This window comes from Burkholderia sp. AU4i (assembly GCF_000466765.1).
Classification (GTDB): Bacteria; Pseudomonadota; Gammaproteobacteria; order Burkholderiales; family Burkholderiaceae; genus Burkholderia; species Burkholderia cepacia.
On sequence record NZ_ASSI01000238.1, the window covers coordinates 16,255 to 27,775 of the forward strand.

Here is an 11,521-nt window from a genome sequence, read left to right on the forward strand (position 1 = left end):
ATCGGGCATGCGCCTCGGAGTCTGTTACTACCCGGAACACTGGCCGGAATCGATGTGGGCCGACGATGCCCGCAGGATGAAAGCGCTCGGCATCGAGCAGGTGCGGATCGCCGAATTCGCGTGGAGCCGTATCGAGCCGTCGCCTGGCGAATACGACTGGGGCTGGCTCGATCGGGCGATCGACGTGCTCGGCGCGGCCGGCCTCGAGATCGTGATGTGCACGCCGACCGCGACGCCGCCGAAATGGCTGGTCGACCGCCATCCGGACATCCTCGCGATCGGCGCCGACGGCCGGCCGCGCGCGTTCGGCTCGCGCCGCCACTACGACTTCTCGTCGCCGACCTATCTCGAGGCGTCGCGGCAGATCTGCACGGCGGTCGCCGAGCGCTACGGCCGGCACCCGGCCGTGCGCTACTGGCAGACCGACAACGAGCTGGGCTGCCACCAGACCGTCGTCAGTTATTCGCCGGCCGCGCTCGTGCGCTTCCGTGCGTGGCTGAAGGCGCGCTACGGCACGATCGACGCACTGAACCGCGCGTGGGGCACCGTGTTCTGGAGCATGGAGTATCGCCATTTCGACGAGGTCGATGCGCCCGTCGGGACCGTGACCGAAGCGCACCCGTCGCATCGCCTCGACTACCGGCGTTTCGCGTCGGACGAAGTCGCGCGTTATCACCGGATGCAGGTCGACGTGATCCGCGCGCACTCGCCGGGCCGGCCCGTCGCGCACAACTTCATGCAGCTGTTCACCGAGTTCGACCATTACGAAGTGGCGCGCGACCTCGACGTCGCGACGTGGGACAGCTATCCGCTCGGCGCGCTCGAGGAGCAATGGTTCGCGCCCGACGTGAAGGCACGCTGGCTGCGCACCGGCCATCCCGATTTCGCGTCGTTCAATCACGACCTCTATCGCGGCATGTCGACGCTGCCGTTCTGGGTGATGGAGCAGCAGCCGGGCCCCGTGAACTGGGCGCAGTGGAACCCCGCGCCGCTGCCGGGGATGGTGCGCCTGTGGAGCTGGGAGGCGTTCGCGCACGGCGCCGGCTGCGTGTCGTACTTCCGCTGGCGTCAGGCGCCGTTCGCGCAGGAGCAGATGCACGCGGGCCTGAACACACCCGACAACCAGCTCGACGAAGGCGGCCGCGAAGCGCAGCGCGTCGCTCAGGAGATCGCCGCCGTGCTCGACGCCGGCGCGGATGTCGACGCGAACGGCGCGGTGCGGGCCCCCGTCGCGCTCGTGTTCGACTATGAAGCGAAGTGGCTGTTCGAAGTGCAGCCGCAAGGCGCCGATTTCCACTACCCGCGCTTCGCGTTCGAGTACTACACGGCGCTGCGTTCGCTCGGCCTCGATGTCGACATCGTTTCCGCGCATGCGCCGCTCGACGGCTACCGGCTCGTCGTCGTGCCGCCGCTGCCGGTCGTCCCGGACGATTTCGCCGCGCGGCTCGCGGCCTCGGGCGCGCACGCCGTGTTCGGGCCGCGCACCGGCTCGAAGACCGTCGACCTGCAGATTCCGCCGACGCTGCCGCCCGGCCCGCTCGCCTCGATCCTGCCGGTGCGCGTATGGCGCGTCGAATCGCTGCGGCCGAACGTGACCGAGCGAATCGACGGGACGCTGTACGACGGTACGCCGCTCGCGGGCCATGCGCGCCACTGGCGCGACTTCGTCGAACTGCACGACGACACACGCAGCGTCGTGCGCGCGCGCTTCGCCGACGGTCACCCGGCCTGCGTGTCGCACGGCACGCTGCACTACTGGGCCGCGCTGTTCGACGACGCGACCACCGCCCGGCTGTTCGCCGATGTCGCGGCCGAAGCCGGCCTCATGCCGACGCCGCTCGGCGACGGTGTGCGCGTGAGCCGGCGCGGCGGCCTGACCTACGTTTTCAACTATGGCGACACGCCGCACACGATCGACGCGGTACCGCCGTCGGCGTTCGTGCTCGGCAGTGCGCAAGTCGGGCCGCAAGACGTGGCCGTGTATCGAAGCCGTTCGTAGCACCCCGGCACCGGCGCCACGATGCGCCGGTCACGCACAAGACGACACACAGGAATGGAGACACGCATGACACATCGCCCCCTTCGCTTCGCCGCCCGGCTCGCCACGGCCGCCGCCGTCGCACTGGCATCGCTCGGCACGACTGCGCCCGCCGATGCCGGCACGCTGACGATCAACATCGCGTTCAAGGGTGCCAGCCAGCGCGCGGTCTGGCAGTCGACGCTCGACGCGTTCCACAAGGCGCATCCCGACATCGACGTGAAGGCGACCTTCGTCGACGAGGAAGCGTACAAGGTGCAGCTCCCCGCCTGGCTCACGACCGTCGCGCCGGACGTCGTGAACTGGCACGCCGGCGAGCGGATGGCGTACTACGCGAAGCGCGGGCTGTTCGAGGACCTGAGCGGCGACTGGACGAAGAACGGCTGGGGCGCGATGTATGCATCGACGCGCGACGCATCGTCGTACAACGGCAAGCAGTACGCGGCGCCGACCGTCTACTACTCGTGGGGGCTGTTCTACCGCAAGGACCTGTTCCGCAAGGTCGGCATCGCCGACGAGCCGAAGACGTGGGACCAGTTTCTCGACGCATGCAAGAAGCTGAAGGCGGCCGGCATCACGCCGGTCGCGATCGGCGGCCGCGACGCGTGGACGCTCGCCGGCTGGTTCGACTATCTCGACCTGCGCCTGAACGGCAACGCGTTCCACCAGCAGCTGATGGCCGGCGACGTGCCGTACACCGACCCGCGCGTGAAGAAGGTCTATACGACGTGGAAGTCGCTGATCGACGCGGGCTACTTCATCGACAACGCGCTGTCCTACGATCTCGACGGCGCCCAGCCGTTCCTGTTCCAGGGCAAGGCCGCGATGATGCTGATGGGCACCTTCATCGCGGCGGGTTTTCCGCCGAACGTGAAGCAGGAAATGGGCTATTACCGCTTCCCGATCATCGACCCGAAGGTGCCGACCGCCGAGGATGGCCCGGTCGAATCGCTGCATATCCCGACAAAGGCGAAGAACAAGGCCGACGCGCACACGTTCCTCGCGTTCGTCGAAACACCCGAGATGGGCGCGAAGCTCGCGGAAGGCCTCGGTTCGCTGTCGGCCAACAGCAAGTCGCCCGAGCCGGCCGATCCGGTCTCGCGCATCGGCTTCCGGATCCTGGCCGACACGAAGGGCGGCGTCGCGCAGTTCTACGACCGCGACATGACGAAGGAAATGGCCGACGAGGGGATGAAGGGGATGCAGCAGTTCCTCGCGAATCCGGCGCAGCTCGATACGGTGCTCGCGCAGCTCGAACAGACTCGCAAGCGGATCTACAAGAAGTAACGCCGTGACCCGCGCGGCGGTGCTCCGCCGCTGCGGCTGTCCCATCGTTCGCTCGTTCAGGAGCCCTGCCGTGTCCAGTCCGATTTCGTCCCGACACCTCGAGCCGCCCGCCGCGCCGCCGGAACCGCCGCACCCTCGCGCGCCCGCCGCGGTTACCGCTGTTGCACTACCCGCGCGCCGCCCGTCGCCCGCCGTGCGGCGGCAACGGCGTGCTGCGTGGCTGTTTCTCGCGCCGGCCTGCGCGATGGTTGCCGTCTATGTGATCTGGCCGATCCTGTCGACGCTGTGGCTGAGCCTGTACAACTGGGACGGGATGACCGAGCGCACGTTCGTCGGTCTCGCGAACTATGCGGAGCTGCTGCAAGCGCCGACGTTCTACACGGCGCTGCGCAACAACGTGATCTGGCTCGCGCTCTTCATGCTCGCGCCGCCGCTCGGCCTCGCGCTCGCGCTGTACCTGAACCAGGCGGTCGCCGGCATCCGGCTCGTGAAGTCGCTGTTCTTCGCGCCGTTCGTGCTGTCGGGTGTGGTCGTCGGCCTGATCTTCTCGTGGTTCTACGATCCGACGTTCGGCCTGCTCGCGCTGATTGCCGGGCACGGCATCCCGGTGCTCGGCGACGCGCGCTACGCGACGTTCGGCATCGTGTTCGCCGCGCTGTGGCCGCAAACCGCGTACTGCATGATCCTGTACCTCACCGGCCTCACGTCGCTCAATCCGGAACAGATCGAAGCCGCACGCATGGAAGGCGCGCGCGGCTTCGCGCTGCTGTGGCACGTGGTGCTGCCGCAACTGCGGCCGACCACGTTCATGGCGATCGTCGTCACGGTGATCGGTGCGCTGCGCAGCTTCGACCTGATCTCGGTGATGACGAGCGGCGGCCCGTTCGAGAGCTCGACCGTGCTTGCGTATTACATGTACGACCAGGCGATCAAGTACTACCGGCTCGGCTATTCCGCGTCGATCGCGGTCGTGCTGTTCGCGATCATGCTCGTCTACATCGTGTTCCAGTTGCGCCGCCTGCTGCGCAACGAGCAATGACCTTCCGGGGATGCCTTCATCATGTTTCCGACACCCGTTGCCCAATGGAAGCCGGTTTCGCGCCGGCTGTACAAGCTGTCGCTGCCCGTCGCGCTCGTGATCTGGCTGCTGCCGATGATCGCGGTGTTCGTCACGTCGGTGCGCTCGACCGAGGAACTCGTCGAAGGCAACTACTGGGGCTGGCCGCGGCACTTCTCGATGATCGAGAACTATCGCGATGCGCTGACCACGTCGCCGATGCTGCATTACTTCTGGAACAGCGTGCAGATCACGGTGCCGTCCGTGCTGGGCTCGATCGCGCTCGCGGCGATGGCGGGCTTTGCGCTTGCGACCTACAAGTTTCGCGGGAGCACGGCGCTGTTCGGCACGTTCGTCGCGGGTAATTTCGTGCCGGTGCAAGTGCTGATGATTCCGGTGCGGGACTTGTCGCTCAGGCTCGGCGTGTTCAATACGGTCGAGGCGCTGATCCTGTTTCATGTCGCGTTCCAGACGGGGTTCTGCACGCTGTTTCTGCGCAACTTCATCAAGCAGTTGCCGTTCGAGCTGATCGAGGCGGCGCGGATCGAAGGGGCGGGGGAATGGACGGTGTTCTGGCGGATCGTGTTGCCGTTGATCCGGCCTGCGTTGGCCGCGCTGGCGATTCTTGTTTTTACGTTCGTGTGGAATGACTACTTCTGGGCGCTGTGTCTCACGCAAGGGGATGAGGCCGCGCCGATCACGGCAGGGGTCGCCGCGTTGAAGGGACAATGGACGACGTCGTGGAACCTCGTGTCGGCCGGGTCGATCCTGGCGGCGTTGCCGTCCGTCGCGATGTTCTTCGCGATGCAGAAGCATTTTGTGGCGGGGCTGACGTTTGGAGCGACCAAAGGCTGAACGCGCGCAGCCCTGCGTATTCGTATCTCCCCCTCTGCATCGAGAGGTTGCCCGCTTCGGCGGGTTTTTTTTTGGGGCTGTCGGATTCGGATTACCTAAGAAGTGCAGAACAATTCCGGTGTCCTGCGTTAGAGGTTCAAGGTGGGTCGATCGTGGTCGACGACGATAGGCAAAAAGTCGATCAAGTGAACGCGTCCTCGGGCTAGATTGACATCACCAATCTCGAGAAACGTGGCCAGACGTGGACAGGGGATATCAAACGACAAATAACGGGTGCCATGTTAAATTACTGCCCATCCATAACAAATTAACAGGTTTAAAAATTAAATGGCAACGTGGTCTGAGGACATAGCACTCGCACTAGAACAACTTGGCGGCATTGCTCCCCTTGCCGAAATCTACGAGCAGGTTGCGACTATACGACCCAAGCCACATCCGGCGGATCTTGGAGCCTCCGTCCGAGGGGCTATTGAGAGAAACTCCTCTGATTCAACGGTTTTTTCTGGAAATGATTTATTCTTTTCCGTCAACGGAATCGGTGGTGGGGTGTGGGGACTACGATCTTTTGAAAAACCCACACCACTGGCGTCCGACATCGATTCGCTTGGGAACGAGGCACCTCAAAGACAGCACCAAAAAACATATCGCATCCTTCGAGATACAGCACTAGCTCGACAGATAAAGCTTCTACATAAGAACAAATGCCAGATATGCGGGGAATCCATCAAACTCCCCAATGGCGAGTTTTACTCCGAAGCCCATCACATACAACCTCTCGGAAATCCACACAAGGGACCAGACACATCAGAAAATATTCTGGTTCTTTGCCCCAATCACCACGTAATGCTTGATTATGGCGTCATCGCAATTGACCCATCAAAATTAAATCTTCATCACAAACACAAGATTGGAGCGACCTACATCACCTATCACAATGAAGTAATTATAAAACCCATCAATTCACCATGAAAACAAATATCCAAGCGACTTGATCCGCATACGACATCATTTTTCGCGGTCTTTATATTCAGAATATTTTCGCGAGTCGCCCCGCACTTTTTCAGCAGGATATTTTTCTCGATTGAGCTTCATTTTCTCGAGTACGGCCTGAAAAAGATCGACATCCATCTTGTCCGCGAGGCGAACCAAATATACCAATACGTCAGCCATCTCGTGACGAATTGCTGTCAGGCCAGCCTCGCTAAATTCGGCTCTTTCTCCCGAAACCAGCCACTGAAATGGTTCTAGCAACTCACTTGCCTCTATACTAAGAGCCGTCGCCAGATTCTTTGGTGTGTGAAATTTGTCCCAATCTCGCTCATCGACAAACTGACGAACAAGTTCGCGCAACTCCGTCAGATCACTCCGCAACTCAGACTTTTCCATATAACCGATCTCTCCTGTACATCTAGAATTACCGAAGCCATCAATAGCACTTAGATACAAGACATTCGACTCGCGCCAACCCCCTTTGGAACCTGAAAGCACATATTAATAAAAATTCCATATGAATTGAATACCCTTGCCGGATATCAATTGAATCAACGAAAATCCAATCTTGTCCGGGCACCCAGAATCATACGAATGTTTACCCGTCAGAAAGGTGATCCCAACAACCGTTGCGCGATCCGAAGCAGTCGCTACCGGCAAATCTGGCGAGATAACAACGTGCGCGCAAGGGGCGACATCGACGGAAATCCACGATGGGCGTTTCTCGAGATCACCGTCGCTACGCCGCTCCCGACTCAGCACCGCCGCCCTTGATTCTCAACCGCGCATCCACCGCCCCGATGTTCTTCTCATGCGACACGAGCATCTGCGTGAGCGCATGATGCATATCCGGCTGCGCGAGCGTCGGCAGCAACGCCTGCAGCTTCCGCACGACCCAGCGCTGGCCACGATTCAGGAACGCCAACCGCCCAGCCAGATCGTCGATCGCCATTGCCTTCTCGTAGAACACGCCGGTCGCACGCGTCGGTTCCGCATCGAGCGACCGGATCGCATCGACGAGCACGCTGCACCAGTGCGCGTCGTCCTGGCGAATATGGGCGATCAGCCGGTGCAGTTCGGGATCGTCGCTCACCTCGGCCGCCATTTCGGATGCGACACGCGCGCCTGCGCGCTCGGCCTCCAGCAACTCGTCGAGCGTCGCCACCAGCGCGGCGCGGTCTTCATGCGGAGTCAGATCGGCGCGGGCGTCAGGCCCGTCGCCATGCGTCGGAATCGACATGCAGCACCCTCCTGTCAGGATCGATGGCGTAATACGTGCGACGGTACACGGCGCGTGTTGCACGAACGTGCAAATCAGCGCGTGCCTCGTGCCATATACGTCACATCATGATGCAACAACCAATCAACCTGCATCGCCAACGCACGTCGCTTGATGGACGTCATGACACGAACACACCGGCGCCTGCTTAAGTCCACCCTTCAAGCCGCAACGTCGACCGCACGAGCCGCTGCTCCTCCTGCTCGATCTCCCTCAGATATTCGACGCACTGGCGGATATGCTCGCTCGCCGCCTTGCGCGCCTGCTCGGGCAGCCGCCCGGTCACCGCGTTATAGAGCCGTGCATGCTGGCGATCGATCTGCTTCTTCAACGGCTCGCGGTGATAGAGGTTGTTCACCGACGCAAACACCGAACTCAGCAGCAGATCCGTCAGCGACTGCAACGTATTCACGAGCACCGGGTTATGCGACGCCTCGCAAATCGCGAGATGAAACGCGTGATCGAGCTTCGCGCGCGCGGCCGGGTCGAGATCCTGCGCGTCGGCCGCGGTCATCTCGTCATAACGACGCTTGATCAGGATGAAATCGGCGGACGTTCCGCGCAGCGCCGCCAGCCGCGCGGCCTCCGTCTCGAGCATCCCGCGCACTTCGAACAGGTCGTACAGCGTGCGCGGCTGCGAGCCGAGCAGGTGCATCATCGGCGAGACTTCGCGCTGCGGGGTCAGGCTCGCGACGAACGAACCCTTGCCGTGCGTCGTCTCGATGATCCCGCGCGCACGCAGCAACTTCATCCCTTCGCGCACGGCCGTGCGCGACACGCCGAGCTTCTCGGTCAGCCGCCGTTCGGACGGCAACGCCTGCCCGGCCTTCAGCACGCCGTCGACGATCAATTGCTCGATCCGCTCGGCGACGACATCGGCGACATTGCGCGCCGGCGCTTGTCGATCCTGCATTTCCATACTGGTATGACCACTTTTGACGGATGTCGCCGATTTTCTCATAAACCCTTGTCGTGACTGGCTTTTACGTCAATACCCACCCTAGCTTCACGGCACGCTTCGAAAAACTGGTATGACCACACTCGCGACGTATGGACACACACCGGCCGGCCGCCAAGAATGCCGTCCATCCGGCGCCGCGCATCCCGCGGCCGCCCGCATGGTGAAGAGAGTGGAGACGGAGACACACGATGAGTTTCACCTACGACGAACGGATCGACGGCCCGCTGGCGACCGTCGGCCGCGACACACTCGTCGCCGCGCTGCACGCGGCGGCGCCCGGCCTCGACGTGCTGCATGAGCGCGAAGCGCTCAAGCCGTTCGAATGCGACGGCCTCGCCGCCTATCGCACGGTACCGCTCGCGGTCGTGCTGCCCGACACGGTCGAGCAGGTGCGCGCGGTGCTGCGCGTCGCCGCCGCGCTCGGCGTGCCGGTGGTCGCGCGCGGCGCGGGAACCGGGCTGTCGGGCGGCGCGATGCCGCTCGAAAAAGGCCTCCTGCTCGTGATGGCGAAGTTCAACCGGATTCTCGACATCGACCCCGATGCCGGCGTCGCGCGCGTGCAGCCCGGCGTGCGCAACCTCGCGATCTCGCAGGCAGCCGCGCCGCACGGCCTCTACTACGCGCCCGATCCGTCGTCGCAGATCGCGTGCTCGATCGGCGGCAACGTCGCCGAAAACGCGGGCGGCGTGCACTGCCTGAAATACGGGCTCACCGTGCACAACATCCTGAAGATCGAGATCCTGACGATCGACGGCGATACGCTCACGCTCGGCGCCGACGCGCTCGACGCACCCGGCTTCGACCTGCTCGCATTGTTCACCGGCTCGGAAGGGATGCTCGGCATCGTCACCGAAGTGACCGTGAAGCTGCTGCCGAAGCCGCCGAGCGTGAAGGTGCTGATGGCGAGCTTCGACGACGTCGCCGAAGCCGGTGCCGCCGTCGCGCGGATCATCGGCGCGGGCGTGATCCCCGGCGGCCTCGAGATGATGGACAACCTCGCGATCCGCGCGGCCGAGGATTTCATCCACGCGGGTTATCCGGTCGACGCGCAGGCGATCCTGCTGTGCGAACTCGACGGCTCGCCCACCGACGTCGACGAAGATGCCGAACGCGTCGCCACGCTGCTGCGCGATGCCGGCGCATCGGAGATCCGTGTCGCGCGCGACGAGGCGGAGCGCCAGCGTTTCTGGGCCGGCCGCAAGAACGCGTTCCCGGCGGTCGGCCGCATGTCGCCCGACTACTACTGCATGGACGGCACGATCCCGCGCCGCGAGCTGCCGCGCGTACTTGAAGGAATTGCCGCGCTGTCCGCCGAATACGGGCTGCCGGTCGCGAACGTGTTCCACGCGGGCGACGGCAACATGCACCCGCTGATCCTGTTCGACGCTAACCGCCCCGGCGAACTCGACCGCGCGGAAGCGCTGGGTGGAAAGATCCTCGAGCTGTGCGTCGCGGCGGGCGGGAGCATCACCGGCGAGCACGGCGTCGGGCGCGAGAAGATCAACCAGATGTGCGTGCAGTTCAACGCCGACGAAATCACGTTCTTCCACGCGGTGAAGGCCGCGTTCGATCCGCAGGGCCTGCTCAATCCCGGCAAGAACATCCCGACGCTGCACCGCTGCGCCGAATTCGGCGCGATGCACGTCCATCACGGCAAGCTGCCGTTTCCCGAACTGGAGCGTTTCTGATGCGACGCGAAATCGAATCGATCGACGACAGCGCGGCACTCGTCGCCCAGGTCGACGCGGCGATCCACGACCGCCAGCCGCTGCACATTCGCGGCGCCGGTACCAAGGCGTTCCTCGGCCGCCCCGTCGAAGGCCGCACGCTCGACGTGCGCACGCATCGCGGCGTCGTGTCCTATGACCCGACCGAACTCGTCGTCACCGCGCGCGCGGGCACGCCGCTCGCCGACCTCGAGGCGATGCTCGATTCGGCCGGCCAGATGCTGCCGTGCGAGCCGCCGTCGTTCGGCGGCGCGGCCACGGTCGGCGGCATGGTCGCGGCGGCGCTGTCGGGCCCGCGCCGCCCGTGGGCCGGCGCGGTACGCGACTTCGTGCTCGGCTGCCGCGTGATCACCGGCCACGCGAAACAACTGCGCTTCGGCGGCGAGGTGATGAAGAACGTCGCGGGCTACGACGTGTCGCGGTTGCTCGCGGGCAGCTTCGGCTGTCTCGGCGTCGTGACCGAGGTGTCGCTGAAAGTGCTGCCGAAGCCCCGTGCGACGTGCGATCTCGCGTTGCCGCTCGCCGTGGACGAAGCCGTGCAGCGCGTCGCCGCATGGCGGCGCGCGGGGCTGCCGCTCGCGGGCGCCTGCCACGCGGACGGCGTGCTGCGCGTGCGGATCGAAGGCGGCGAGGGCTCGGTGAAGGCCGCGCGCGACACGATCGGCGGCAACGCCATGGACGACCATGACGATGCGTTCTGGGTACGGCTGCGCGACCTTGCGCTGCCGTTCTTCGACGACCCGCGCCCGCTGTGGCGCGTGTCGGTGCCGGCCGCCGCGCCGCTCGACGCCCTGCCCGGCGCGCTGCTGGCCGACTGGGGCGGCGCGCAGCGCTGGCTGAAAAGCGACGCCGCACCGGCCGACGTGCAGCGCCTCGCCGCGCAATGGGGCGGGCACGCGACCTGCTTCACGCCGGGCACGACGCACGAGCCGTTCCAGCCGCTGCCGCCCGCGCTGCTGCGCGTGCACCGCCAGCTCAAGGCACAGCTCGACCCGCATGCGATTTTCAATCCCGGCCGCCTGTACGCCGATTTCTGACGCGACCCCGATCCCGACCCGCCGATGCAAACCAATCTCAGCGAAGCAAGCAAGGCCCTCGCCCGGGCCGACGAAGCGGAAGCGATCCTGCGCGCGTGCGTGCACTGCGGCTTCTGCAATGCGACCTGCCCGACCTACCAGGTGCTCGGCAACGAGCTCGACGGGCCGCGCGGGCGCATCTACCTGATCAAGCAGCTGCTCGAAGGCGAGCCGTGCGGCGAACGCACGCAGCGGCATCTCGACCGCTGCCTGACGTGCCGCAACTGCGAGACGACCTGCCCGTCCGGCGT

The 11,521-nt window shown here is 64.5% G+C and carries 10 protein-coding genes and 1 pseudogene; 8 read left to right on the forward strand and 3 right to left on the reverse strand.

The window, feature by feature from the left end; translation table 11 throughout:
* The first annotated feature begins 7 nt into the window (after positions 1 to 7).
* The 5 genes from L810_RS38460 (at position 8) to L810_RS46510 (ending at position 6,206) form a co-directional block, all read left to right on the forward strand.
* Positions 8 to 1,999, forward strand: a complete 1,992-nt coding sequence (locus L810_RS38460) for a beta-galactosidase (protein WP_021163538.1) — start codon at positions 8 to 10, stop codon at positions 1,997 to 1,999.
* Between the two features lie 66 nt (positions 2,000 to 2,065).
* On the forward strand, positions 2,066 to 3,325 hold the full coding sequence (locus tag L810_RS38465; protein ID WP_021163539.1) for an ABC transporter substrate-binding protein: 1,260 nt from the start codon (positions 2,066 to 2,068) through the stop codon (positions 3,323 to 3,325).
* A gap of 70 nt (positions 3,326 to 3,395) precedes the next feature.
* Positions 3,396 to 4,364, forward strand: coding sequence for a carbohydrate ABC transporter permease (locus L810_RS38470; RefSeq protein ID WP_021163540.1), 969 nt, complete (start codon positions 3,396 to 3,398; stop codon positions 4,362 to 4,364).
* Between the two features lie 21 nt (positions 4,365 to 4,385).
* Complete coding sequence (locus L810_RS38475) at positions 4,386 to 5,237, forward strand: carbohydrate ABC transporter permease (RefSeq protein WP_021163541.1); 852 nt, start codon at positions 4,386 to 4,388, stop codon at positions 5,235 to 5,237.
* A 327-nt stretch (positions 5,238 to 5,564) separates the two neighbouring features.
* On the forward strand, positions 5,565 to 6,206 hold the full coding sequence (locus L810_RS46510) for an HNH endonuclease (RefSeq protein WP_081712958.1): 642 nt from the start codon (positions 5,565 to 5,567) through the stop codon (positions 6,204 to 6,206).
* Between the two features lie 36 nt (positions 6,207 to 6,242).
* On the opposite strand, the gene L810_RS38480 is transcribed toward L810_RS46510, so the two are convergent.
* From L810_RS38480 to glcC, 3 genes and pseudogenes are all read right to left on the reverse strand, one after another.
* On the reverse strand, positions 6,243 to 6,623 hold the full coding sequence (locus tag L810_RS38480) for a nucleotide pyrophosphohydrolase (protein ID WP_042978004.1): 381 nt from the start codon (positions 6,621 to 6,623) through the stop codon (positions 6,243 to 6,245).
* Between the two features lie 343 nt (positions 6,624 to 6,966).
* Positions 6,967 to 7,404 (reverse strand): annotated as a pseudogene (locus L810_RS38485) (DUF6306 domain-containing protein); the annotation flags it as partial.
* A 250-nt stretch (positions 7,405 to 7,654) separates the two neighbouring features.
* Positions 7,655 to 8,425 carry a transcriptional regulator GlcC gene (gene glcC, locus L810_RS38490; RefSeq protein ID WP_027790226.1) on the reverse strand — a complete coding sequence of 257 codons (771 nt, stop codon included), beginning with the start codon at positions 8,423 to 8,425 and terminating at the stop codon, positions 7,655 to 7,657.
* Between the two features lie 230 nt (positions 8,426 to 8,655).
* Here glcC and glcD point away from each other — a divergent pair, with 230 nt between their 5' ends.
* The 3 genes from glcD to L810_RS38505 form a co-directional block, all read left to right on the forward strand.
* The gene (glcD, locus tag L810_RS38495) at positions 8,656 to 10,155 is read left to right on the forward strand and encodes a glycolate oxidase subunit GlcD (protein WP_021163545.1); all 1,500 of its coding nucleotides are present in this window, start codon (positions 8,656 to 8,658) and stop codon (positions 10,153 to 10,155) included.
* Positions 10,155 to 11,231, forward strand: a complete 1,077-nt coding sequence (gene glcE / locus L810_RS38500) for a glycolate oxidase subunit GlcE (RefSeq protein ID WP_021163546.1) — start codon at positions 10,155 to 10,157, stop codon at positions 11,229 to 11,231. Before glcD ends, glcE begins: the two co-directional genes overlap by 1 nt.
* Positions 11,232 to 11,255: 24 nt before the next feature.
* The coding region (locus L810_RS38505) for a 4Fe-4S dicluster domain-containing protein (protein ID WP_042978006.1) at positions 11,256 to 11,521 on the forward strand (266 nt) is incomplete at its 3' end.

What these genes read in the sequence shown, in the direction of transcription:
- L810_RS46510 (WP_081712958.1), top strand. Translation starts at nt 5,565, where the DNA reads ATGGCAACGTGGTCTGAGGACATAGCACTCGCACTAGAACAACTTGGC.
- L810_RS38460 (WP_021163538.1), top strand. Translation starts at nt 8, where the DNA reads ATGCGCCTCGGAGTCTGTTACTACCCGGAACACTGGCCGGAATCGATG.
- glcC (WP_027790226.1), bottom strand. Translation starts at nt 8,425, where the DNA reads ATGGAAATGCAGGATCGACAAGCGCCGGCGCGCAATGTCGCCGATGTC.
- L810_RS38465 (WP_021163539.1), top strand. Translation starts at nt 2,066, where the DNA reads ATGACACATCGCCCCCTTCGCTTCGCCGCCCGGCTCGCCACGGCCGCC.
- glcE (WP_021163546.1), top strand. Translation starts at nt 10,155, where the DNA reads ATGCGACGCGAAATCGAATCGATCGACGACAGCGCGGCACTCGTCGCC.
- glcD (WP_021163545.1), top strand. Translation starts at nt 8,656, where the DNA reads ATGAGTTTCACCTACGACGAACGGATCGACGGCCCGCTGGCGACCGTC.
- L810_RS38475 (WP_021163541.1), top strand. Translation starts at nt 4,386, where the DNA reads ATGTTTCCGACACCCGTTGCCCAATGGAAGCCGGTTTCGCGCCGGCTG.
- L810_RS38480 (WP_042978004.1), bottom strand. Translation starts at nt 6,623, where the DNA reads ATGGAAAAGTCTGAGTTGCGGAGTGATCTGACGGAGTTGCGCGAACTT.